The 22,617-nt window shown below is 55.5% G+C and carries 23 protein-coding genes; 21 read left to right on the top strand and 2 right to left on the bottom strand.

The genetic code is table 11. The features are described from left to right. The first annotated feature begins 22 nt into the window (after positions 1–22). The 3 genes from JCR24_RS08470 (at position 23) to ypjB (ending at position 2,624) form a co-directional block, all read left to right on the top strand. Positions 23–787 carry a menaquinol-cytochrome c reductase cytochrome b/c subunit gene (locus JCR24_RS08470; protein ID WP_011231675.1) on the top strand — a complete coding sequence of 255 codons (765 nt, stop codon included), beginning with the start codon at positions 23–25 and terminating at the stop codon, positions 785–787. Positions 788–865: 78 nt separating this feature from the next. Next, the gene (lhaT, locus tag JCR24_RS08465) at positions 866–1,486 is read left to right on the top strand and encodes a lipoprotein heptaprenylglyceryl N-acetyltransferase LhaT (RefSeq protein WP_013144910.1); all 621 of its coding nucleotides are present in this window, start codon (positions 866–868) and stop codon (positions 1,484–1,486) included. Positions 1,487–1,835: 349 nt separating this feature from the next. Then, the gene (gene ypjB, locus JCR24_RS08460; RefSeq protein WP_015375261.1) at positions 1,836–2,624 is read left to right on the top strand and encodes a sporulation protein YpjB; all 789 of its coding nucleotides are present in this window, start codon (positions 1,836–1,838) and stop codon (positions 2,622–2,624) included. A gap of 137 nt (positions 2,625–2,761) precedes the next feature. Here the strand turns inward: ypjB and JCR24_RS08455 are convergent, their stop codons facing one another. Further along, positions 2,762–3,634, bottom strand: a complete 873-nt coding sequence (locus tag JCR24_RS08455) for a YitT family protein (RefSeq protein ID WP_011231672.1) — start codon at positions 3,632–3,634, stop codon at positions 2,762–2,764. 160 nt (positions 3,635–3,794) lie between these two features. Here JCR24_RS08455 and JCR24_RS08450 point away from each other — a divergent pair, with 160 nt between their 5' ends. From JCR24_RS08450 to nth, 18 genes are all read left to right on the top strand, one after another. Further along, the gene (locus JCR24_RS08450; protein ID WP_011231671.1) at positions 3,795–4,130 is read left to right on the top strand and encodes a nucleotide pyrophosphohydrolase; all 336 of its coding nucleotides are present in this window, start codon (positions 3,795–3,797) and stop codon (positions 4,128–4,130) included. Then, positions 4,127–4,924, top strand: a complete 798-nt coding sequence (gene dapB, locus JCR24_RS08445) for a 4-hydroxy-tetrahydrodipicolinate reductase (RefSeq protein WP_014196195.1) — start codon at positions 4,127–4,129, stop codon at positions 4,922–4,924. The genes JCR24_RS08450 and dapB overlap by 4 nt, the downstream gene beginning before the upstream one ends. A 31-nt stretch (positions 4,925–4,955) precedes the next feature. Beyond that, positions 4,956–5,390, top strand: a complete 435-nt coding sequence (locus JCR24_RS08440) for a methylglyoxal synthase (protein ID WP_238980461.1) — start codon at positions 4,956–4,958, stop codon at positions 5,388–5,390. Between the two features lie 5 nt (positions 5,391–5,395). Next, a complete protein-coding gene (gene bshB1, locus JCR24_RS08435; protein WP_014196194.1) occupies positions 5,396–6,106 on the top strand; it encodes a bacillithiol biosynthesis deacetylase BshB1 in 711 nt (236 codons plus the stop codon). After that, positions 6,103–7,239 (top strand): N-acetyl-alpha-D-glucosaminyl L-malate synthase BshA, encoded by a 1,137-nt coding sequence (gene bshA, locus JCR24_RS08430; RefSeq protein WP_011231667.1) that lies wholly within the window; start codon positions 6,103–6,105, stop codon positions 7,237–7,239. The genes bshB1 and bshA overlap by 4 nt, the downstream gene beginning before the upstream one ends. Next, complete coding sequence (locus tag JCR24_RS08425) at positions 7,236–8,450, top strand: CCA tRNA nucleotidyltransferase (protein WP_014196193.1); 1,215 nt, start codon at positions 7,236–7,238, stop codon at positions 8,448–8,450. Before bshA ends, JCR24_RS08425 begins: the two co-directional genes overlap by 4 nt. Next, complete coding sequence (locus tag JCR24_RS08420; protein ID WP_014196192.1) at positions 8,408–9,397, top strand: bifunctional biotin--[acetyl-CoA-carboxylase] synthetase/biotin operon repressor; 990 nt, start codon at positions 8,408–8,410, stop codon at positions 9,395–9,397. Before JCR24_RS08425 ends, JCR24_RS08420 begins: the two co-directional genes overlap by 43 nt. Before the next feature lie 266 nt (positions 9,398–9,663). Further along, positions 9,664–10,503 carry a 3-methyl-2-oxobutanoate hydroxymethyltransferase gene (gene panB / locus JCR24_RS08415; protein WP_011231664.1) on the top strand — a complete coding sequence of 280 codons (840 nt, stop codon included), beginning with the start codon at positions 9,664–9,666 and terminating at the stop codon, positions 10,501–10,503. Next, positions 10,500–11,402 (top strand): pantoate--beta-alanine ligase, encoded by a 903-nt coding sequence (panC, locus tag JCR24_RS08410; protein WP_014196191.1) that lies wholly within the window; start codon positions 10,500–10,502, stop codon positions 11,400–11,402. Before panB ends, panC begins: the two co-directional genes overlap by 4 nt. After that, positions 11,384–11,767, top strand: a complete 384-nt coding sequence (panD, locus tag JCR24_RS08405; RefSeq protein WP_013144919.1) for an aspartate 1-decarboxylase — start codon at positions 11,384–11,386, stop codon at positions 11,765–11,767. Before panC ends, panD begins: the two co-directional genes overlap by 19 nt. 47 nt (positions 11,768–11,814) lie before the next feature. After that, positions 11,815–14,544, top strand: coding sequence for an ATP-dependent DNA helicase DinG (dinG, locus tag JCR24_RS08400; protein WP_238980460.1), 2,730 nt, complete (start codon positions 11,815–11,817; stop codon positions 14,542–14,544). 336 nt (positions 14,545–14,880) lie between these two features. Continuing rightward, the gene (locus tag JCR24_RS08395; RefSeq protein WP_011231659.1) at positions 14,881–15,051 is read left to right on the top strand and encodes a YpmA family protein; all 171 of its coding nucleotides are present in this window, start codon (positions 14,881–14,883) and stop codon (positions 15,049–15,051) included. Positions 15,052–15,056: 5 nt separating this feature from the next. Continuing rightward, the gene (locus tag JCR24_RS08390; RefSeq protein WP_069304381.1) at positions 15,057–15,533 is read left to right on the top strand and encodes a cell wall elongation regulator TseB-like domain-containing protein; all 477 of its coding nucleotides are present in this window, start codon (positions 15,057–15,059) and stop codon (positions 15,531–15,533) included. Positions 15,534–15,554: 21 nt separating this feature from the next. Further along, on the top strand, positions 15,555–16,736 hold the full coding sequence (locus JCR24_RS08385) for a pyridoxal phosphate-dependent aminotransferase (protein ID WP_042380298.1): 1,182 nt from the start codon (positions 15,555–15,557) through the stop codon (positions 16,734–16,736). A 24-nt stretch (positions 16,737–16,760) separates the two neighbouring features. Continuing rightward, a complete protein-coding gene (locus JCR24_RS08380) occupies positions 16,761–16,901 on the top strand; it encodes a hypothetical protein (RefSeq protein WP_020278327.1) in 141 nt (46 codons plus the stop codon). Between the two features lie 61 nt (positions 16,902–16,962). Then, positions 16,963–18,258, top strand: a complete 1,296-nt coding sequence (gene asnS, locus JCR24_RS08375; RefSeq protein WP_238980459.1) for an asparagine--tRNA ligase — start codon at positions 16,963–16,965, stop codon at positions 18,256–18,258. Between the two features lie 67 nt (positions 18,259–18,325). Next, on the top strand, positions 18,326–19,027 hold the full coding sequence (locus JCR24_RS08370; RefSeq protein WP_014196183.1) for a DnaD domain-containing protein: 702 nt from the start codon (positions 18,326–18,328) through the stop codon (positions 19,025–19,027). Positions 19,028–19,130: 103 nt separating this feature from the next. Then, positions 19,131–19,802, top strand: a complete 672-nt coding sequence (gene nth / locus JCR24_RS08365; RefSeq protein WP_014196182.1) for an endonuclease III — start codon at positions 19,131–19,133, stop codon at positions 19,800–19,802. Positions 19,803–19,905: 103 nt separating this feature from the next. Here nth and JCR24_RS08360 read toward each other — a convergent pair whose 3' ends face one another. Beyond that, positions 19,906–22,596, bottom strand: a complete 2,691-nt coding sequence (locus JCR24_RS08360) for a penicillin-binding protein 1A (protein WP_238980458.1) — start codon at positions 22,594–22,596, stop codon at positions 19,906–19,908. Positions 22,597–22,617: the final 21 nt, after the last annotated feature.

Here is a 22,617-nt window from a genome sequence, read left to right as displayed (position 1 = left end):
GAAAAAAGGAGGGAACCACGCAATGCATCGCGGAAAAGGAATGAAATTCGTCGGCGATTCCCGTGTTCCCGCGGTGAGAAAACCGAATATTCCAAAGGACTATTCGGAATATCCCGGGAAAACGGAAGTGTTTTGGCCGAACTTCCTGCTTAAGGAATGGTTGGTCGGATCGGTCTTTCTCGTCGGTTTCTTATGCTTGACGGTCGCCCATCCGTCGCCGCTTGAGCGGATCGCCGACCCGACGGACACGACGTACGTGCCGCTGCCTGACTGGTATTTCTTGTTCTTATACCAATTGCTCAAATATTCGTATGCGTCTGGTCCGTATACGGTCGTCGGCGCGATCATCATCCCAGGGTTGGCGTTCGGCGCGCTCTTGTTGGCGCCGTTTTTGGACCGCGGCCCAGAGCGCCGTCCTTGGAAGCGTCCGGTCGCGACCGGGATGATGCTGTTGGCGCTTGCGGCGATGATTTATTTGACATGGGAAGCGGTCGTCACACACGACTGGAAAAAAGCGGCTGAACAAGGGAAAATTCGGGCGGAAGTGAAAATTGACACGAACGCGGAAGGCTATAAAATCGCCCAAGCGAACACATGTACATCGTGCCACGGACAAAACTTGTCCGGCGGCGCTGGTCCGTCGCTCATCGGCACCGGCTTGAAACCGGAAGAAATCGCGAAAATCGCGAGAGAAGGGAAAGGCAACATGCCGCCCGGCGTCTTTAAGGGCACGGATGAAGAGTTGAAAAAACTGTCCGAATTCATCGCCGGACTGAAAGCGGAATAATCGTTTCGACACGAAAAAGCTGACTCGCGTTAGTCAGCTTTTTTCGTGCCAACATGAAACCGAGGCGAGGTGCAGATGATGGCATGGCTTTATGCGCTGTTGGCTTCCCGGCCGGTTGTTTGGCTGCTCTTGTTCGTCAACGCGGCCGGCACCATCTATGGATATTATTGGTATCGTTATCAACTTGCCGATACGCCGCCCGTCTTTTTGCCGTTTGTTCCCGACAGTCCGACGGCGAGCCTTTTTTTTCTTGTCGTCCTTGTGGCATGGCTTTTCGGCAGGTCGGCGCCGCTTTTTGAAGCGTTGGCTTTGGTGACGCTTGTTAAGTATGGAATTTGGGCGGTCGTTATGAATGTGCTCGTTTGGCGCGTCACCGGCACGCTCGATTGGGCCGGCTGGATGCTGATCGTTTCGCACGGGGCGATGGCGATCGAAGGAATGCTGTACGCCCGGTTTTATCGATTCCGCTTCCTTCACCTTATGCTGGCGGCCGTGTGGACGCTGCATAACGATGTCATCGACTACGTTTTTGGCATGATGCCGCGCTATAGTGTGCTGGCTGACTACGCCAACGAAATCGGCTATTTTACGTTTTGGTTGAGCATCGCATCGATTGCCGCTGCGTATCAGCTTGGCGTCCGCCTCCGGCGCCAGCCGCTTCTGCCGGGCGGCATGTCTTTCCGGCAGGCATCAGAGTAGAGCGTTGAACACAAGGAGGAACGTTGGGCGGCAGCTTTCTATTATAGATGCAACGAAGAAGTTTAACATATCCTTGACGGAAAAGCGGTTTGTCCATTTTCGACTGTCGAAGGCAAGCCACAGGCTTGCCTCCGTCACGCCAAGGCGTGACGGAAGACCGAACAACCGCCTGCCCTAAAGACCCATATATGGGTCTTTAAGCGGCGTTGTTCGGTCCCCCGACAGTCGATCAGATACTCGGTAAAAGCTGCAAATGGTAAAGCTTCGAATTGCATCTATATAGCAGTTGCCTGGTCTACTCTTGTCCACTCCTTCATACATTGTACTAGTGGATGAGGGAGGGACGATGATGAAGCGAATCGGGCTAGCCATGTTGTTGTCGCTCGCCTTTTTATGGCCAGCGCCCATTGGCGCGGCTGGACAAACAAACGGTTGGGAGCAGTTGGACGATATTTCCGACGAGGCGCTGCAATTGGCGAAAAACGGTCGTTTTGCCGAAGCAAAAGAAGTGCTCCGCTATTTTTCCAAGCGGTTTTTCGCCCTTGGGGCAAAAGAACGGTTGAAATCGGCCGATGAATTGCGGGCGGTGACCGTGACGCATGAGCAGGCAGTCAAGGCGATGACGGCGCCGATCTCCGCGGAAGACAAAGTGGCGGCGATCACCCAGTTTCGCCTTGTTGTTGACGCCATCCATTCGACATACCAGCCGCTTTGGACGGAGATGGAGCCGGCTGTCATGGAGGCGTTTGCCGCGGTCGAAAAGGCGGCACAACAAGGCGAGCAGAAAGCGTATGCCGCTGCCCTCCGCCAGTTGCTTGACCGCTATACATTGATCGAGCCGAGTGTGAAAATCGACGTGCCGCCGGATATCGCGACAAAGGTCGATGACGATCTTGAGGCGTTGCAGGCCGCCGCGTTTTGGCAACGCGGCGAAGACGAGCAGCGTGAGCAACTCGCCGATGCGCGTCAAGATCTTGAAGCGCTGTTTGCCGGGGTGAAAAAGGACGAAGCTGATCCGTCGCTGATTTGGGTGATGATTTCCACTGGCGGAGTGATCGTGTTGACGCTGACGTACGTTGGCTGGCGGAAGTACAAAGGAGAAAAGGAAGAGAAGCGGGCGCGGCAGCCGGAAGACTAAGCACCGGCGCTTTTTGCGAGGGGGAAACATTTCCCCCTCTTTTTTGTTTTCCCGTCGCTTTGTGCAAGCACCGCCCCGGCACTTTCAAGCGGCGCTTGCCGGGCTTGTCCCGGTTGGGCTTTCGCGCCAGCGGCTTTTCATGGTTCCAGCGGCCGCTTTTGTTCATCGAGCGTAAACCCTTCGCCGAGCACATCATGCACATCGGTGACGGCGACGAACGCATGCGGATCAACGGATATAATGACACTTTTTAAGCGCGGCAGTTCGTTTTTGGCGACGACGCAATACAAGACGTCGCGGTCGCGCTTCGTATATGAGCCGCGCCCTTTCAGCACGGTGACGCCGCGCTCCATCTCTGTCAAGATCCGGTTGGCGATCTCTTCGCTTTTTTCTGAGATGATGGTCGCCCCTTTTGCCGCATAGCCGCCTTCCTGCAGAAAATCAATGACCCGGGCGGCGATAAAGACGGCGACCAACGTATACATCGCCTCGCGGTATGACAGGTAAAGAAGAAGCGACAACGTGATGACGGTGGCGTCAAAGGCAAACATCGTTTTGCCCATGCTGATGCCTTTATATTTATGGACGAGGCGGGCGATAATATCGACGCCTCCGGTTGTGCCGCCGTAGCGGAAAATAATGCCGAGGCCGACGCCGATAAAGACGCCGGCAAACAAGGCGGCGAGCGTCATGTCATGTCGAAGCGGCATATGAATCATGTAGCGTTGAAAGATGGACAAAAAGACGGAAACGGCGACCGTGCCGATGACGGTATAGAGAAACGTCTGGCGGCCGAGCAGCTTCCAGCCGATGAAAAAGAGCGGAATGTTGAGCGCCAAGTTGGTGATCGCTGGATCCAGTCCGAACAAAAAATAAAGAAGAAGCGTAATGCCGGTAAACCCGCCTTCCGCCAAATTGTTTTGCATGTTGAAATGAACGAGCCCGAAGGCGAAAATGGCGGCGCCAAGCAAAATAAACAGGCAGTTTTTGATCTTTAGTCCAAAAATCATACCGTCCCTCCGTCCGCAAAAATAGTCGGCGCCCTTAATTATAGAGGAACTTGTCCATATAGGCAATGACGAGCGAAAACGGACGGAATTGACAGCGGGCGAAAACATTTGTCAAATGCGCCGCTTTTCGCTAACATGAAAACAGACGAGGTGACAAGCCATGCAGGAGAAAACGATGAAACAAATGCAACAGGAAGTGGATGACTATATCAGTCAATTCAAAGAAGGCTATTTCAGCCCGCTCGCCATGCTGGCGCGGCTGACGGAAGAGCTCGGCGAGCTGGCGCGCGAGGTGAACCATTACTACGGGGAAAAACCGAAAAAGGCGACCGAACAAGAAAAAACGGTGGAAGAAGAGCTGGGCGATTTGCTGTTTGTGCTCATTTGCTTCGCCAATTCGCTCGGCATTGATTTGCAGGCGGCGCACGACCGGGTGATGGACAAGTTTCGCACCCGCGACCGCGACCGCTGGACGCGGAAGGAGGAAGGATCATGACGATTCGCATTGTCATCGCGGGGCCGCGCGGCCGCATGGGCCGAGAAGCGGTTGCGCTCGTGCAGCAAACCGATCACTTTGAACTGGCTGCGGTCATCGACCGCCGTTACGATGGACAAAATTTAGCGGAGATCGACCGATTTTCCGGCGTCAACGCCCCGATTTACACCGATGCGGCCCGCTGTTTTGCGGAGGTGAAGCCGGATGTATTGATCGATTTGACAACGCCGGAAGCCGGAAAGCGGCACACCGAGCTGGCGCTGCGTTACGGCGTTCGTCCGGTCGTCGGCACGACTGGATTTACGCCGGAAGATATCGAGCGGCTCACCAAGCTGGCGGAAGAGAAAGAAATCGGCGCCATCATCGCGCCGAACTTTGCCGTCGGAGCGGTGTTGATGATGAAATTCGCCCGCATGGCGGCCAAATATTTCACTGATGTGGAAATCATTGAATTGCACCATGATCAAAAGCTTGACGCACCGTCCGGAACGGCGTTGAAGACGGCGCAGCTCATTGCCGAAGTGCGACCGTCGAAAAAGCAAGGCCACCCGAACGAAAAGGAAACGCTTGCTGGCGCGCGCGGCGCCGCTTACGACGGCATCCCGATCCACAGCGTCCGTCTGCCGGGCTTTGTCGCTCATCAAGAAGTGATTTTCGGCGGCAACGGCCAGACGTTGACGATCCGCCACGATTCGTTCGACCGCCGCTCGTTTATGTCCGGGGTGAAGCTGGCAGTGGAAACGGTGATGCATTTACATACGCTTGTCTATGGGCTGGAGCATATTTTGGAATAGTGTGCAAACTGCGCAAACGGGGGAGAATGGAATGAAAATCGCGTTAATTGCCCATGACCAAAAAAAGGCAGAGATGGCCGCATTTGCGACCGCCTATGCGCCTGTGCTTGCAAACCATGAATTGTACGCCACCGGCACGACCGGCTTGCGCATCCAGGAGGCGACCGGTCTTCCCGTTCATCGCTTCCAATCGGGGCCGTACGGAGGCGACCAAGAAATCGGGGCGATGATCGCCCGCAATGAAATGGATCTGGTCATTTTTTTCCGCGATCCGCTCACCGCCCAGCCGCATGAGCCGGACATCAGCGCATTGATGCGGCTTTGCGACGTCTATGCCGTGCCGTTGGCGACGAACATCGGCACGGCCGAGCTGCTCATCCGCGCGTTGGAGCGCGGCGATTTGGCATGGCGCAGCATTGTGCGCGGCCGAACAAAAGGCGGGGAGGAATCGAAAACAGAAAGGTGACAGCGATGATGGAAACGTGTGACTTGTTGGCGTTCGGCGCCCATCCGGATGATGTCGAAATCGGCATGGGAGGGACGATCGCCAAATACGTACGCCGTGGGTACCGTATTGTCATTTGCGACTTGACGCAAGCCGAGCTGTCGTCCAACGGCACGGTCGACGAGCGGCAGAGAGAGGCGGCCGAGGCGGCCCGCCGGCTCGGTGTATCCGAGCGGTTCAATCTTGGGCTGCCTGACCGCGGCCTTTATGTCGAGGAAGAGGCGATCCGCCAGATCACAGCGGTCATCCGCCGCTGCCGGCCGCGCCTTGTATTCGCCCCCTATTGGGAAGATCGACATCCGGATCACGGGCGATGCGCCCGCCTTGTCGAGGAAGCGGTCTTTTCCGCCGGCATCCGCCGCTATGGCGCCGGAGAGCTTGGCGATGCGCACCGCGTTCGGGCGGTGTATTATTATATGATCAATGCCTTTTGCCGCCCGCATTTTCTCATCGATATTAGCGAAACGATCGATGACAAGCTGGACAGCCTGCGCGCGTACGAAAGCCAGTTTCAAAAACGGCCTGGCTCGGTTGACACCCCGCTGACCAACGGCTACATCGAGATGATTGAAAGCCGCGAGCGCTGGTTCGGTCAACAAATCGGCGCGGCGTATGCGGAAGGGTTTTTGACGAAAACGCCGATTCATCTTTCCAATTTGTTTGAGGAGGAGCGATGAAGCTGAAAATCGGGATTGTTTGCTATCCGACGGTCGGGGGCTCCGGAGTGGTCGCCACTGAGCTTGGCAAGCTGCTGGCGGAGCGGGGGCATGAGATTCACTTTATCTCATCGAGCATGCCGTTTCGTTTGAATAAAGTGTACGGCAACATTTATTATCATGAAGTCAGTGTCAACCAATATTCCGTCTTTCAATACCCGCCGTACGATTTGGCATTGGCAAGCAAAATTGCTGAGGTGGCAAAGCGGGAACGGCTCGATGTGCTTCATGCCCATTACGCCGTTCCTCATGCCGTCTGTGCGGTGTTGGCGCGGCAAATGGTCGGCGAGCTGCCGATCATCACGACGCTGCACGGCACGGATATCACCGTGTTAGGCTATGATCCGTCGCTTTCCGATATGATCAAATTTGGCATCGAGCAGTCGGATATCGTTACGGCGGTGTCTGACGCCCTTGCCCGGCAGACGTATGAACTGCTCGATGTGCAAGCGACGATCCATACCGTCTACAATTTTGTCGATGAACGCGTCTACCGTCGCCGGGAAGCGGGCCATTTACGGCGCGAGTACGGCATTCGCGACGATGAACGAGTTGTGATCCATGTCTCGAATTTCCGGAAAGTGAAGCGTGTGCCTGATGTAGTGAGAGCGTTTGCCATCGTGCGCCGGCACGTGCCAGCCAAGCTCTTGCTTGTCGGCGACGGTCCGGAAATGACCGTCGTCTGCCGGCTTGTGAAAGAGCTTGGGCTGCAAGATGATGTCCGCTTTTTAGGAAAACAGGATAAACTCGAAGAGCTGTATTCGATCAGTGATGTGATGATGCTTTTGTCGGAAAAAGAAAGCTTCGGGCTCGTATTGCTTGAAGCGATGGCGTGCGGCGTTCCGTGCATCGGCACGGCCATCGGCGGGATTCCGGAAGTGATTGAGGATGGGAAAACCGGGTTTTTATGCCCGCTTGGCGATGTCAAAGAGGCGGCAAGACAGGCGATGGCGCTGTTGACAGACTGCCGGTTGCACGCTGAGATGGCAAGACAGGCGGTGCAAACGGTCGAGCGCAAGTTCCGCTCGGCCGACATCGTCGGCCAGTATGAACAGCTGTACGCTTCGCTTGCGGCAAGGAAGGTGAAACGATGAAACCGCCGTTTGAACAGGCGCTCGGCATTATCCGACAATTGAAGCGGCATGGCTATGAGGCGTATTTTGTCGGCGGCGCGGTGCGCGACTTGTTGATCGGGCGTGCGATCGGCGACGTCGATATCGCGACAAGCGCTCTGCCGGAAGAAGTGATGCGCTTGTTTCCGAAAACGATCGACGTCGGTTCGAAACACGGCACGGTCGTCGTCGTGCATGAAGGAACGGCGTACGAAGTGACGACATTCCGCACGGACGGCGATTATGAAGACCATCGCCGTCCGGAGTCGGTGACGTTCGTTCGTTCGCTTGAGGAAGACTTAAAGCGCCGCGATTTCACGATGAACGCCATCGCCATGGATGAACGCGGAACGATCATTGATCCGTTTGGCGGACAAGAGGCGATCGAGCGGCGGCTCATTTGCACGGTCGGGGCGGCGGACGAACGGTTTCGCGAAGATGCGCTCCGCATGATGCGGGCTGTTCGCTTCGTCAGCCAACTTGGATTTGCCCTTGCTGAGGACACGAAGCGGGCGATCGTCCAAAACGCACCGCTTATGGCCCACATTTCTGTCGAACGGATGACCATGGAAATGGAAAAACTGCTCGCCGGTCCGTTCGTTGCCGAAGCGCTGCCGCTGTTGGCCGATACCGGGCTGTTCGCTTATTTGCCTGGGCTGGCCGAAAAAGAGCAGCTGCTGCGCTCGGCCGCCGCCTTTCGCTGGCCGTGGCTTACAAAGCGCGAAGAGCGCTGGGCGCTTCTTTGCCGCGCGCTTGATGTCAAAGACATTCGTCCGTTTTTGCGCGCCTGGAAGCTTCCCAACAAAGTAATCGATGAAGCTGGCGCCATTTTGGCGGCGCTCGATGATGTCCCTAGGCCGGAGGCGTGGACGAACGAACAGTTGTTTTTGGCCGGCCTCGAGCGAGCGCTATCGGTTGAAGCGGTGCGCGCCGCGCTTTGCGGCGCGCCGTCTGAACCTCATCATGAGGAGCTCCGCCGCCGCTTTGCGGCGCTGCCGATCAAAACGAAAGGGGAGCTTGCCGTCAACGGGAAAGACGTCATTCGCTGGGCTGGAAAACCGGCCGGTCCGTGGGTGAAAGAGACGCTGGATGCCATCTGGCGGGCGGTCGTCAGCAGCGAAGTCGAAAATGAGAAGGAGCGGATTTACGCATGGCTCATGGAGCGCAATCGGACACACGAAAAAAACTGTTAGAGTTGTTTGCCGAAGCGAACGGCGAGTTTTTGTCCGGGCAAAAAATCAGCGAACAGCTCGGCTGTTCGCGGGCGGCGGTATGGAAGCATATCGAGGAGCTGCGCAAAGAAGGATTTGAACTCGAAGCAGTGCGCCGCCTTGGCTACCGGATTATCAGCACGCCGGATAAAGTGACGGCCAACGAAATCCAGCTCGGCTTAAAAACGGAAAAACTTGGCCACACGATCCACTTTTTTGACGAAGTCGATTCGACGCAGCGCATTGCGGCAAGGCTCGCGTATGAAGGGGCGCCGGAAGGAACGCTCGTCGTCGCGGAAGAGCAAAAGGCTGGGCGCGGGCGTTTGGATCGGAAATGGTTTTCCCCAAAAGGGACGGGCATTTGGATGAGCCTCATTTTGCGGCCGGCCATCCCGCCGCAGCGGGCGCCGCAGCTGACACTGCTTGCCGCGGTGGCCGTCAGCCAGGCGATTCAGGAAGTGACCGGGCTTGTCCCAGACATTAAATGGCCGAATGACATTTTGCTTGACGGCAGAAAGTGCGTCGGCATTTTAACGGAGCTGCAAGCCGACCCTGACCGCGTCCATTCGGTCATCATCGGCATCGGCATCAACGTCAACCAAACGATCGAGCAGTTTCCGGAGGATATCCGGGCCATCGCGACATCGCTGGCCATTGAAAAGGGCGGGCCCGTAAAGCGCGCCCCGCTCATTCAAGAAATTTTGTTCCGGCTTGAGCGGCTGTATGAGCAATATTTGGCGCATGGCTTCCGTCCGATTAAGCTTCTTTGGGAAGGGTACGCCGTTTCGATCGGCAAGCCGGTGACAGCGAGAACGCTGAACGGCGTGATTCGCGGCATCGCCCGCGGCATCACTGACGACGGGCTGCTCATCCTTGAAGATGAGCAAAAGAACATCCATTACATCCATTCTGCCGATATTCAGTTCTAATTTGCCACTAGAAAAATTGTAACAATTTTGTTAAAATACAAAGCGAGGAAAAGGGCAGTATCTTTCGCAAGAAGAACTGCACCGAGGCCGACAGCACGAATAGGTGAAGGAAATGATCTGCCTTGATCCTTTTTTGAAGGACTAGGACAGAGGGATGAACGAAACCGACGGCGGTTTTATGGCGTCCTTCTTTCTCAAGGCGGGAAAGAAGGACGTTTTGTTTCGGGCGGTTCATCTCCTCTGCAGTCAAAGAGGAGGGAACGAAAATGAAAGCGAAAACCGATTTTTTCCACATGAAGCAGGCGGGCGAGCCGATCGTGATGGTGACCGCCTACGATTTTCCGTCCGCGAAGCTTGCCGAGCAAGCCGGCGTCGACATGATTTTGGTCGGCGATTCGCTCGGCATGGTTGTGCTCGGGTATGATTCAACGATCCCGGTGACGGTCGATGATATGATCCACCATACGAAGGCGGTTCGCCGCGGTGCGCCGAACACGTTTATTGTCACCGATATGCCGTTTATGTCGTACCATGCGTCCAAAGAAGAGGCGCTGCAAAACGCCCGCCGCATCATGCAAGAGTCAGGGGCGAACGCCGTTAAAGTCGAAGGGGCGGATGAAGTCGTCGACATGATTGCCGCGCTGACGAAAGCCGGCGTGCCGGTCGTTGCCCATCTCGGGTTGACGCCGCAATCGGTCGGCGTTCTTGGCGGCTATAAAGTGCAAGGCAAAGATGCCGAAAGTGCGAAAAAGCTGCTCGATGATGCGAAACAATGCGAGCAGGCGGGAGCGATCGCCCTTGTCTTAGAGTGTGTTCCGAAGCAGCTCGGGGCGGCCATGGCCCGGGAACTCACCATTCCCGTCATCGGCATCGGCGCTGGGGCGGAAGTCGACGGTCAAGTGCTCGTGTATCACGATTTGCTTGGCTACGGTGTCACCCGCGTGCCGAAGTTTGTGAAACAATACGCGTCCATCCAAGAGACGATCGTCGAGGCGTTAGCCAACTACGTCGCTGATGTCAAACTGCGCCAGTTCCCGGAGCCGGCGCACACGTTTACGATGAAGGAAGAAGAATGGGTGGCGCTTTACGGAGGAAAGCAAGGATGATCGTGATGGATCAGATTGCAGCGATGCAGGCGCTCATGCGCCAATATCGCCGTGAAGGAAAGACGATCGGGTTCGTTCCGACGATGGGCTATTTGCATGAAGGGCATACCTCCCTCATCGATCGGGCGCGCGCGGAAAACGACATCGTCGTCCTAAGCGTTTTCGTCAACCCGCTTCAGTTCGGACCGAACGAAGACTTTGCCCGCTATCCGCGCGATTTCGAGCGCGACCGGCGCATCGCCGAACAGCATGGAGTCGACGTCTTGTTCCATCCGGAAGCGGACGAGATGTATCCGGAGCCGCTTACCGTACGAGCGATCGTTCAAGCGCGCGCCGACGTGCTGTGCGGACGGTCGCGCCCCGGCCATTTTGACGGCGTGGCGACGGTGCTCATTAAGCTGTTCAACATTGTTATGCCCGACCGCGCGTACTTTGGGATGAAAGATGCCCAACAGGTGGCGGTCGTCGACGGCTTGATCCGCGATCTCAATTTTCCGATCGAGCTCGTGCCGGTGCCGACGGTCCGCGAGGCGGACGGGCTGGCGAAAAGCTCGCGCAACGTCTATTTGTCGCCGCAAGAACGGAGTGAGGCGCCGGCGCTGTATGCAGCGCTTCAAGCGGCCGCTTCCGCCGTCGAACGAGGAGAGCGGAGCGCAGCGGCCATCCGCCGGATGGTTAGAGAGCATATTGAAGCGCATACGCACGCTGAGATCGATTATGTCGAAGTATGTTCATATCCGGATTTGACGCCGCTTGAGACGCTCGCCGGGACAGTGCTGATCGCTGTCGCCGTCCGATTTGCGAGCGCCCGGTTGATCGACAATATCATGATTGAGTTGCCCAAAACCGGCGAACAAGGGGATGGAAAGGGGGAGCAAGCATGTTTCGCACGCTCATGAACGCCAAAATTCACCGCGCTCGTGTAACAGAGGCCAATCTCGATTACGTCGGCAGCATTACGATCGATGAAGATATTTTGGATGCCGTCGGCATTGTGGCTAATGAAAAAGTACAGGTAGTGAACAATAATAATGGAGCCCGTTTTGAAACATACGTCATCCCCGGCGAGCGCGGCAGCGGCGTCTTTTGCCTAAACGGCGCCGCCGCCCGCCTTGTGCAAAAAGGGGACGTTATTATCGTCATCTCATATGTGCTCGTTCCAGAGGAAAAAATCGCCGCCCATCGACCGAAAATCGCGATTATGGACGAAAACAACCGGATTGTGCAGCTCATCGCCGAAGAGCCGGCGCATACGGTTTTATGAGGGCAAAAAGGGGCTTTCCGCCCCTTTTCGTTTTGAGGTGATCGTTTATGGCAACGCGCTTTGTCATCATTGACTTGGAGACAACCGGAAATGGGCCGAAAAAAGGCGATCGGATCATCCAGCTCGGCATGGCGGTCGTCGAAGATGGCCTGATTGTCGAACGGTTTGCCAGCTTTTTTAACCCGGAACGGCCCATTCCGCTGTTCATTCAGCAGCTGACGAACATCAACGAACAGATGGTCGAAGGAGCGCCGCTGTTTGCTGACAAGGCGGGCGAGATCGCCGCCTTGATGCACGGTGCTTACTTTGTCGCCCATAACGTCGACTTTGATTTGCCGTTTTTGCAGGCCGAGCTTGAACGGGCTGGCTGGCCGCCGTTTTCCGGTCCGACGATCGATACGGTCGAGCTCGCCCGCATCGTGTTGCCGACTGCCGAAAGCTATAAGCTCGGCGATTTGGCGAGGCAGCTCGGCCTCCACCACAATCGTCCGCATCAAGCGGACAGCGATGCGGAAGTGACCGCCAAGCTGTTCATTGCCTTGCTCAAGCGGCTCTCCCGTCTGCCGCTTATGACGCTTGAGCAACTGCGCGGTCTTGCCCGCCACTTGAAAAGCGATATTTACTTGCTCCTTGATGCGGTCATCGCCAAAAAGCGGAACAAGGCGCCGGCCGACCGCGCTGTCGCCGTATACCGCGGCATTGCGTTGAAACAACCGGCGCCGGAGCCAGATGAGAGCGATCGGCGCCCCGCTTTGGCTTCGTTCGCTGCCTTTTGCGAACAGGAGCCGCCCCTTCCGCTTCCCGGCTACAAGCGGCGCGCGGGGCAGTGGGAGATGATGCGGCTCGTTTATGAGGCGCTGTCGACGTCCCAGCACGCGCTCATTGAAGCAGGGACTGGACTTGGCAAATCGCTCGCCTATTTGATTCCCGCTGCTTTTTTTGCCTGTGAGCAGCAAGAGCGGGTCGTCATCAGCACGCATACCCTCCAGCTGCAGGAGCAGCTCATTCGCCGCGATTGGCCGGTATTGCGGCAAATCGCGCCGTTTCCGCTCCGCGTTGCCGTTTTGAAAGGAAAGCAAAATTACTTATCCCTTGACAAGTTCGCTTCGTTTTTGTCGGAGCCGTCTGACACGTACGATGCGGCGCTCTTGAAATGCCAGGTGCTCGTTTGGCTGCTTGAGACCGACAGCGGCGACTTGGACGAATTGAATGTGTCATCCGGCGCCCGTCTCCTATTGTCCGCGCTTGCCATCGGCGAAGAGGAAGACGGCGGGCGGCATCATTTTTTCGCCCGGGCGAAAGAGCGCTCCGAACGGGCGGATGTGGTCATTACCAACCATGCGCTTTTGCTTCATGATTTGACCGCCCCGGCGTCGCTTTTGCCGCCGTTTCGCCATCTGATCATCGATGAGGCGCATCGGCTTGAAGATGCCGCCGCCCGGTGTTTTGGCGAGCAGATTGGCTATGTGTCGTTTCGCCTGCTGACCGCCAAAATCGCGCAGACGATCGCGAAATGGCAAGAAGCAGAACAGGACGCACCGAATGGGGCTCTTGTCCGTTGTCAGCAGCGCCTTGAGGAGCTGCAGTTTGAAGGGGACGAGCTGTTCCGCCTGTTGCGCCGCTATGCGTTGGACAAAAAGCCGGCTCGCGCTGGACGTTGCCGCTATCGCTTTTCGCCGACGGACGAACAGAGCCGGGCGTGGCAGGCGGCGGTGGAGTTATGCTGGCGCCTGCGCGATTTGGCGGCGGCGCTATCCGCTGAAGCGAAGCCGCTTCTATCCGCTGATACGAGTGGCGATTTCCCACCATCCGCCTTGCTGTCGGCTGATTTGGCGGCTCTCAACCGGCAAATGGCTGCGCTTGTGCGTTTGCTGACCGAAAAGGAGCCGGGTGTCGTCCGGTGGATCGAAGCGGACGAAAAAGGGGCGGCGAACGCTGTCCGCCTTTACTCGCAGCCGGTTGACCTTGCTGACTTTTTCGCCGATCAACTGTTTATGAAAAAACGGAGCGTCGTTTTGACGTCGGCGACGCTCACTGTCCGCGGCCGGTTCACGTATATGGCGGCGCGTCTCGGTCTTGAGGATTTTTATCCACTTTGCCGCTCGTTTCCGCCGCCGTTTCGTTACGAGGAGCAGGCCGCGCTCTTCGTGCCGGCGGACATGCCGCTCGTTTCTGCCGTGCCGCTTGAAGATTACGCCGAAGCGGTCGCCGCTTCGGTGCTTGCGATCGCCCGACGCCTCGGACGGCGGGTGCTTGTGTTGTTCCCTTCGTATGAACTGTTGAAACTGACGGTTGATGCGTTGAAGACGGAGGAAGAAGGCGAGCCGTTTGTTTTGATCGCTCAAGGGGTGCAAAGCGGCAGTCCGGCAAAGCTCTTGCGGACGTTTTTGCAGTTTGAGCATGCGGTGTTGTTTGGGACGAGCAGCTTTTGGGAAGGGGTCGATCTGCCAGGTTCAGCGCTCGATGTGCTTGTCATCGCCCGCTTGCCGTTTGCGCCCCCGGACGATCCCGTGATGGAGGCAAAAAGCGAGCGCATTCGCCTAGGAGGCGGCGATCCGTTTTCCGAGCTGGCGCTTCCTGAGGCGGTGCTTCGTTTTAAGCAAGGGTTTGGCCGTCTCATTCGCACTGAAGACGACAAAGGAGCCGTATTTGTGCTGGATCGGCGGCTGATGTCTTCCCTGTACGGCGCGGATTTCCTCGCTTCCTTGCCGCCGCTTTCGGTGCATGAAGGCGCGCTTTCTGAGCTGCTTGACAAGGCGGAAACTTGGCTTTCGTAAAGCGGGCTTTATTTCTCATAAAGATGGACGAAACGGCGCAATCTAAAGGTGTCAGGCGGCAAAAAACCCCGCATGAAGCGGGGGCAAAGAAGCAAATTGGCGTTGACGGTGTAGGCGGGCAAATTTGTTATGAAATGATCGGACAAACCTGCTATAATAGGAAAGAAGCACAACTGCGATGACAGTTTGCGCCTTGCCGTTTGGCTTTGTCGGCTTGGCCGCAGAGGTGCGAAGAAGCACGCCTTTGATGTCACCTTCGCTGTATTTGTATTGTTGCCGGAGCCGCCGGCGTGTATAAGTAACAAAATTTGCGCCGCACAGGAGGAAACGACGAAAATGGAAAGCAAAATCGAAGTGCTCGCTACCGTCAAAGTTCAGCACTCCGACGACTTGTACAAAATTGTCGACTGCTTGAACCGAACGCTAAAGCGCGACAATTTGATGTTTGGCCTTGCCTTGGATGAAAACGACAAGCGCCAGGCCATCTTTACGATTTATCGGACGTGATCACGATGAAAAAGTGGGGTTGGTTCACTCTGCTTTTTTTTGGATTCCTCATTTGGCAGGCATGGTCGATTTATGACGAGGCGATGGCGCCCAAACGGCTGATGGTGGAACATGCATTGGCGCGGGCGAAGGAAGCCGCCGGGCTTGCTGATGTGAAGAAAGTCTATACATATTATGGCGACGAAGCGTGCACCGTATTCATCGGAAGAACAAAACAAGGGAAAGCGGTCGTCGTTTGGGTGCCTGAAAAAAAGGGGAGTGTCGTCGTCAAGGGCGTGGACAGCGGCATCAGCGAGGCGGAAGCGCGCGCCATTTTGCAGCGCGACCGCCGACCGCGGCGCATCATCGATGCGACGCTTGGCATGGAAAAAAGCGTGCCTCTTTGGGAGTTGACATATATTGATGCGCAAGGAAGGTATTCGTTTTATTACCTTCACTTTGCGGATGGGGCCTTCCTGAAGAGGTACAGTTTTCAACAGTGAGGACGTGAGGGGGAAGAAGCGATGAAACTGGCAAAACGGGTGGCGTCGCTGACGCCATCGGCGACATTGGCCATTACGGCGAAAGCAAAGGAACTGAAAGCGGCCGGATACGACGTGATCGGCCTTGGGGCCGGCGAACCGGATTTCAACACGCCCCAGCACATTATCGCGGCGGCCATCAAGGCGATGAATGAAGGGCATACGAAATATACGCCATCAGGCGGGCTGCCGGCGCTGAAAGAGGAAATCATCAAAAAGTTTGCCCGTGATCAAGGGCTTTCGTACGAGCCGGCGGAAATCATCGTCTGTGTCGGGGCGAAGCATGCGCTTTATACGCTCTTTCAAGTGCTGCTTGATGAAGGCGATGAGGTCATCATTCCGACGCCGTATTGGGTGAGCTACCCGGAACAAGTGAAGCTGGCTGGCGGCGTTCCGGTTTACGTTGAAGGGCTGGAAGAAAACGACTTTAAAATGACGCCGGATCAGCTGAAACAGGCGATTACCCCGAAGACGAAGGCGGTTATTATCAACTCCCCGAGCAATCCGACCGGCATGATTTATACGGCCGAGGAGCTGAAAGCGCTCGGGGAAGTATGCTTGGCGCATGGCGTGTTGATCGTTTCGGACGAAATTTATGAAAAATTGATTTACGGCGGGGCGAAACATGTGTCGATCGCCGAACTGTCGCCGGAGCTGAAGGAGCAGACGATCATCATCAACGGCGTATCGAAATCGCACTCGATGACAGGGTGGCGCATCGGCTACGCGGCTGGACCGAAAGACATCATTCAAGCGATGACCGATTTAGCAAGCCATAGCACATCGAATCCGACATCGATCGCTCAATATGCGGCCATTGCCGCCTACAGCGGGCCGCAGGAGCCGGTCGAACAAATGCGCCAAGCGTTTGAAGAACGGCTCAACATCATTTATGACAAGCTTGTGCAAATTCCAGGCTTCACCTGCATCAAACCGCAAGGAGCGTTTTATTTGTTCCCGAACGCCCGAAAGGCGGCGGATATGGCTGGATGCCGCACGGTCGACGAGTTCGTCGCCGCCTTGTTGGAGGAAGCGAAAGTCGCGCTCGTGCCTGGTTCTGGGTTTGGGGCGCCGGATTACGTCCGCTTGTCGTACGCGACCTCGCTTGAGGCGCTCGAGACAGCGATCGAACGCATCCGCCGGTTTATGGAGGCGCGGGCCTAAGGCGCTTTGCGCCAAGGTGTCAGAGTGGAAAGAAAAGGGCGGCTTTGTTTGGCGCAAAGCCGCTTTTTCCGCGTCGGTCTGTCGGCTGGCTCCGGGCGGCTGCGCCGAAGGGCGATTGGTGGGGGCAGCATCGTTTTGCGCTGCTTTGGCTGGTCGTTGCCGTGACGCCGACGGAACGGTATAATAGCGAATGATGGACGTGTCGATTATTGGAGGGAATCAGTGCGTGAAAACGACGACGATTGCGGAAGTGAATCAATACGTAGGACAACAAGTGACGATCGGCGCTTGGCTGGCGAACAAGCGCTCAAGCGGGAAAATCGTCTTTTTGCAGCTGCGCGACGGCACTGGCTTTATTCAAGGCGTCGTCGAAAAGGCGAACGTCTCGGAAGAGGTGTTTCAACGCGCAAAAACATTGACGCAAGAAACGTCGCTCTATGTGACGGGCACGGTGCGCATCGACGAGCGCTCCCCATTTGGCTACGAGCTGTCGGTTGCCGATTTGCAAGTCATTCAAGAAGCAGTTGACTATCCGATTACGCCGAAAGAGCATGGCGTCGAATTTTTGATGGACCATCGCCACCTTTGGCTTCGGTCGCGGCGCCAGCACGCGATCATGAAAATTCGCAACGAAATCATCCGGGCGACGTATGAGTTTTTCAACGACCGCGGGTTTGTGAAAGTCGACGCCCCGATTTTGACTGGCAGCGCACCGGAAGGAACGACCGAACTGTTTCATACGAAATATTTTGATGAGGATGCCTATTTGTCGCAAAGCGGCCAGCTCTACATGGAAGCGGCGGCGATGGCGCTCGGCAAAGTGTTCTCATTCGGCCCGACGTTCCGCGCCGAAAAATCGAAAACACGCCGCCATTTGATCGAGTTTTGGATGGTGGAGCCGGAAATGGCGTTTTATGAGTTTGAAGACAATTTGCGTCTGCAAGAAGAGTACGTCTCCTACCTTGTGCAGTCGGTGCTCGAGCGCTGCCGGCTTGAACTCGGGCGGCTCGGGCGCGACGTGTCGAAGCTTGAGCTGGTCAAACCGCCGTTTCCGCGCCTAACGTATGATGAGGCGATCAAGCTGCTTCATGAAAAAGGATTGACCGACATCGAGTGGGGCGATGACTTCGGTGCGCTGCATGAGACGGCCATCGCCGAAAGTTTTGACAAACCGGTGTTCATCACCCACTATCCGGCCTCTTTGAAGCCGTTTTATATGCAGCCGGACCCCAACCGCCCCGACGTTGTGCTATGCGCCGATTTGATTGCGCCGGAAGGATACGGGGAAATCATTGGCGGCTCGGAACGGATTCACGATTATGAGTTGCTCAAGCGCCGCCTTGAAGAGCACCATTTGCCGCTTGAAGCGTATGAATGGTATTTGGATTTGCGCAAATACGGTTCTGTGCCGCATTCAGGGTTCGGGCTCGGCTTGGAGCGCACTGTCGCTTGGATTTGCGGCGTCGAACATGTGCGCGAGACGATTCCGTTCCCGCGGCTGCTCAACCGGCTTTATCCGTAAAAAACCCCCTGCAAAAAGGGGGTTTTTTCGCCGCCGTCATGTTATACTATAGTTGAGGTGCATCGGCATGGAAAAGAAAAAGGTGGCCGAATGGCTGGCGCAAGGAAGCATCGCCGTCCCGAAGCTGCTGCTTGGCCACTACAAGCAGCTTGGGTTGGGCGAGGGGGAGCTCGTCTTGCTTTTGCATATGCAGTCGTTTTTCGAAGAAGGCGTCTTGTTTCCGACGCCGGCCGAGCTGGCCGAAAGAATGACGGTCTCGGCAGCGGAATGCATGGATATGGTGCGTCGGCTCTTGCAAAAAGGGATGATCGCGATTGAAGAGCATACGGATGAACAAGGCATTCGCAACGAAAAATATACGCTTGAACCGCTTTGGGAGAAGCTCGTGCATCATTTGTACACCCAAGCCGCTCAACAGGGGGAACTCGGCCGGCAGGAGGAAGAGGAGAGCTTATACACCGTTTTTGAGCAGGAGTTTGGCCGCCCGCTCTCCCCGTTCGAGTGTGAAACGCTTGCGATGTGGATCGATCAAGACGGCCATGAGCCGGCCATCATTAAAGCGGCGCTGCGCGAAGCGGTGCTGTCGGGGAAGTTGAATTTCCGCTACATCGATCGCATCTTGTTTGAATGGAAAAAGAATGGAATTCGCACGATTGAACAGGCGCACGACTACGGCAAAAAGTTTCGCAAGCCGTCCTCCCGTTCGGCGAAACAGACGGCGGGAGAATTTAAACAGACGATCCCGTTTTTCAATTGGCTCGACTCGTAACGAGAGGCGCTGTCTCTCGTTTTTGTTTGTCCAAAAATGGCCAATCGAACCGGTAAAAGGCGTCGTTTTATTCGGGCCAATATGGCAATAAGGAGGAGACGAGGTGCTGACAAAGCAACAAATCCGCTACTGTTTGGATGAGATGGCAAAAATGTTTCCGGATGCGCATTGCGAGCTTTTGCACCGCAATCCGTTTGAGCTGCTGATTGCGGTTGTTTTGTCGGCGCAATGCACCGATGCGCTCGTCAACAAGGTGACGAAACGGCTGTTTGAAAAATATCGGACGCCGCACGATTATATTGCGGTGCCGCTTGAGGAGCTTGAGCAAGATATCCGCTCAATCGGCTTATATCGGAACAAAGCGCGAAACATTCAAAAGCTGTGCGCGATGTTGATTGACAAGTACAACGGCGAAGTGCCGCGCGACCGCGATGAGTTGATGAAGCTGCCGGGCGTCGGGCGGAAGACGGCGAACGTCGTTGTGTCCGTTGCGTTCGGCGTGCCGGCCATCGCTGTTGATACACACGTCGAGCGCGTCAGCAAACGGCTTGGCTTTTGCCGCTGGGACGACTCGGTTTTGGAAGTCGAGAAGACGCTGATGAAAATCATTCCAAAAGAAGAATGGTCGATCACCCACCACCGAATGATTTTTTTCGGCCGCTACCATTGCAAGGCGCAGTCTCCGCAATGTCCGTCATGTCCTCTTCTTCATTTATGCCGTGAAGGAAAAAAACGGATGCGAAAACGGGAGGAAAAAGCGGCAAATCAGAAGTGAACGGAACCGCGAAAGGGCTTGGTGAAGAAGGGCCAGCAGCATGCCGGTCGGTCATGAAAAAACGGATGGCGCAAAAGCCATCCGTTTTTTGGGAATGCAGCTGTTATGGACGGGTGCCAAGACCCGCTCCGGATCCGTTTTTTAACGGCGGGGAGACAGGCGGCGTTCCGCTGTTTGCACCTGTTCCGCCGTTCGTTCCGTTCGTTTGGCCGCTGTTGTTCGTTCCTTGGTTGTTTGTTCCATCCGTTTGGCCATTGTTTTGGTTGGCCCCGCCGCTGTTGCCATTTTCTTGTCCGCCGCTTGCGCCGCCGTTTTGTTCATTGTTGTTTCCCTGACCGTTTTCGTTTCCGTTATTCCCGCTGTTGCCTTGATCGGTGCCGCCGTTTTGCCCGCCGCTGCCTTGGCTGTCATCCCCCGGTTGTTGTGGCGCGGGAGTTTGATCTTCTCCGCCGGGGACATGAACGCTGGCTATGGCCGGTTTGCTCATTCGTTCGCCGTCTTTTGCGTACACGGCGATTGTGTACGTCCATCCTGGCGTCGGATTGGAAATCGTGATCGAACGGTCTTTTGTGGTGATCGTATTCGTTTGACCTTGGCCATCTTTGACGCGCACCTCGAAGATCGTCTCATCGGTTTGCTCATCGTATGACCATGAAACCGAGATGGCGTTCGCCGCTTGGTCGTACACAGCAGTCAACCCTTTCACCGCCGGCAGTTCTTCCGGCGCGTCGTTCGCCGTCTCCGTCGGCTCAGTGCCGCGCACGAACAATTCATACGTAATTTCGCTTTCCGGCGTGTATTTGCCGGCGAGCTTCGGCGGGTTTGTGCCTTTTTTGATCGGCAGCTTGACGACGCTGTCCGGCTGTTTGAATTCCCCACTACCGTCATCGATGTGGGACATGATGTCTCTGAGCAAATATTTCGGGATTTTCTGCTCATATTTATCAAGCTTTGCCGTGCTGCTTCGCTTGCTGAAGCCGACCCAAATGGCCGCCGTATAGTTTGGCGTATAGCCGACAATCCAGCTGTCCGGCACATCGTCCCGGTCAAGGCCGAATTTTGCTCCATCTTTCCCATAGTTCGTCGTCCCTGTTTTGCCTGCGAGCTCAAGTCCTGGAACATTGGCCAATTGACCTGTTCCGGAGCGGATGACAGACTTCAGCACGTCCGTGATCATGTAGGCGGTATAGTCGTGCATCACTCGTTTTGGTTTGGGTTGCAAATCCATTTCCGTGCCGTCCGGGAAGACGATTTTTGTCACGGCATATGGCTTCGTATAGACGCCGTTATTACCAAAAGCAGTGTACGCTCCAGCCATTTGCAGCACCGATACGTAGCGGGATACTCCGCCGATAGCGTAAGGCTCATATACTTCATCAAAGCCCATGCCGAGTCGGTTAGCGAACTCCATCGCCCGCTCTTTGCCGACGGCTTGATAGGTTTTGAGCGCCGGAATGTTGTATGACCACGTGAGAGCTTTGCGCAATGTCACCGGCCCAGCGTATTTTCCGCCGGCGTTGCGGATCGGCGTGCCGTCCGAATACGTATACGGCTCGTCAACAAGAATGTGCGCTGTTGACCATTTTAAATATTCGATCGCTGGACCGTAATCCAAAATCGGTTTGATCGTCGAACCGGGCTGGCCGACCGGTTTGATGGCGTAGTTGAAGCCAAATTCGATATTGTCGCGGTGGCGACCGCCGCCTAACGCGCGAATGGCGCCTGTTTTTGTGTCGACGACGGCGATGCCGGATTGCAAATCCTTCTTATTGGTAAAGTATTTGTCAGAGTTTAATAGCTTTTCTACGTATGTTTGAACGTTTTGATCGAGCGTTGTATAAATTTTCAGCCCATCTTCAAAGACGTTGACGTTCGCTTTGTCGGTCACTTCTTTGATTACTTCGTCAATGAAGGCGTCATATGGTACATCATTTTGCGATTTTTTCCGTTTTGTCAGCATCGATTGAATCGGGACTTGTTTCGCTTTTTCCGCTTCTTCCTGGCTGATAAAGCCATGTTTCACCATAAGCGACAATACCGTATCGCGCCGTTTTTTTGCCGCCTCTGGATGGTCATACGGATTATACCGGTTTGGACTTTGCGGCATGCCGGCAAGCAAGGCTGCTTCCGGAAGAGTGAGCTTTTTCAAGTCCGTCTTGCCAAAATAATATTCGGCGGCGCGAGCGACGCCATAAATGCCGTCTGAATAATAAATTTTGTTCAAGTACATTTCCAAAATTTCATGCTTCGAATATTTTTGTTCCAGCTGCAGTGCCAGCCAAGCTTCTTGCGCTTTCCGTTCCAGCGTTTTTTTGGATGAGAGAAACGTCATTTTGACGACTTGCTGGGTGATCGTGCTGCCGCCTTCTGCACCAAATCCTTCCTTGATGTTGGCGAGGACGGCGCCGGCCAAGCGGACGATGTCGATCCCGTGGTGTTCATAAAAGCGGGCGTCCTCTGTTGCCAAGACGGCATCTTCAAGCACTTTCGGCACGTCTTTATACGAAATGTACGTTCGCTTGTAGCCGCCAAGCTCCGCTACTTGTTTTCCATTCATATCGTACAAGACGGAAGAAAGCGGATCTTTAATTTTGGCCTCATCCAGCGGAGGAGCGTCCTTAACGAAATAGGCGAAAGTGGCAATACCCCCGATGGCGCCAAGGACCATCATCAGCAATATCGCAATGGCGATGGTTTTTAACCACGATCTTCCTCGTTTCGTTTTCGCTTTCTTCTGTTTGGTCTGTTTCGCTGCCTGCTTTCGTTCTACGCGAGAACGATATTCACCAGACATAAGCAAATCCTGCCTTTCTTA

The sequence above is a fragment of the Geobacillus sp. YHL genome (assembly GCF_022341265.1).
Lineage (GTDB): Bacteria > Bacillota > Bacilli > Bacillales > Anoxybacillaceae > Geobacillus > Geobacillus thermoleovorans.
This window is presented reverse-complemented; position numbering and strand designations above follow the sequence as displayed.

Bases quoted from the DNA above. Each gene is read 5' to 3' on its own strand.
- dinG (WP_238980460.1), top strand. From the start codon at position 11,815: ATGGCAACGCGCTTTGTCATCATTGACTTGGAGACAACCGGAAATGGG.
- JCR24_RS08395 (WP_011231659.1), top strand. From the start codon at position 14,881: ATGGAAAGCAAAATCGAAGTGCTCGCTACCGTCAAAGTTCAGCACTCC.
- JCR24_RS08385 (WP_042380298.1), top strand. From the start codon at position 15,555: ATGAAACTGGCAAAACGGGTGGCGTCGCTGACGCCATCGGCGACATTG.
- JCR24_RS08425 (WP_014196193.1), top strand. From the start codon at position 7,236: ATGAAACCGCCGTTTGAACAGGCGCTCGGCATTATCCGACAATTGAAG.
- JCR24_RS08450 (WP_011231671.1), top strand. From the start codon at position 3,795: ATGCAGGAGAAAACGATGAAACAAATGCAACAGGAAGTGGATGACTAT.
- panC (WP_014196191.1), top strand. From the start codon at position 10,500: ATGATCGTGATGGATCAGATTGCAGCGATGCAGGCGCTCATGCGCCAA.
- lhaT (WP_013144910.1), top strand. From the start codon at position 866: ATGGCATGGCTTTATGCGCTGTTGGCTTCCCGGCCGGTTGTTTGGCTG.
- panB (WP_011231664.1), top strand. From the start codon at position 9,664: ATGAAAGCGAAAACCGATTTTTTCCACATGAAGCAGGCGGGCGAGCCG.
- JCR24_RS08370 (WP_014196183.1), top strand. From the start codon at position 18,326: ATGGAAAAGAAAAAGGTGGCCGAATGGCTGGCGCAAGGAAGCATCGCC.
- JCR24_RS08440 (WP_238980461.1), top strand. From the start codon at position 4,956: ATGAAAATCGCGTTAATTGCCCATGACCAAAAAAAGGCAGAGATGGCC.
- ypjB (WP_015375261.1), top strand. From the start codon at position 1,836: ATGAAGCGAATCGGGCTAGCCATGTTGTTGTCGCTCGCCTTTTTATGG.
- dapB (WP_014196195.1), top strand. From the start codon at position 4,127: ATGACGATTCGCATTGTCATCGCGGGGCCGCGCGGCCGCATGGGCCGA.
- JCR24_RS08470 (WP_011231675.1), top strand. From the start codon at position 23: ATGCATCGCGGAAAAGGAATGAAATTCGTCGGCGATTCCCGTGTTCCC.
- JCR24_RS08360 (WP_238980458.1), bottom strand. From the start codon at position 22,596: ATGTCTGGTGAATATCGTTCTCGCGTAGAACGAAAGCAGGCAGCGAAA.
- bshB1 (WP_014196194.1), top strand. From the start codon at position 5,396: ATGATGGAAACGTGTGACTTGTTGGCGTTCGGCGCCCATCCGGATGAT.
- JCR24_RS08390 (WP_069304381.1), top strand. From the start codon at position 15,057: ATGAAAAAGTGGGGTTGGTTCACTCTGCTTTTTTTTGGATTCCTCATT.
- bshA (WP_011231667.1), top strand. From the start codon at position 6,103: ATGAAGCTGAAAATCGGGATTGTTTGCTATCCGACGGTCGGGGGCTCC.
- panD (WP_013144919.1), top strand. From the start codon at position 11,384: ATGTTTCGCACGCTCATGAACGCCAAAATTCACCGCGCTCGTGTAACA.
- JCR24_RS08455 (WP_011231672.1), bottom strand. From the start codon at position 3,634: ATGATTTTTGGACTAAAGATCAAAAACTGCCTGTTTATTTTGCTTGGC.
- JCR24_RS08420 (WP_014196192.1), top strand. From the start codon at position 8,408: ATGGCTCATGGAGCGCAATCGGACACACGAAAAAAACTGTTAGAGTTG.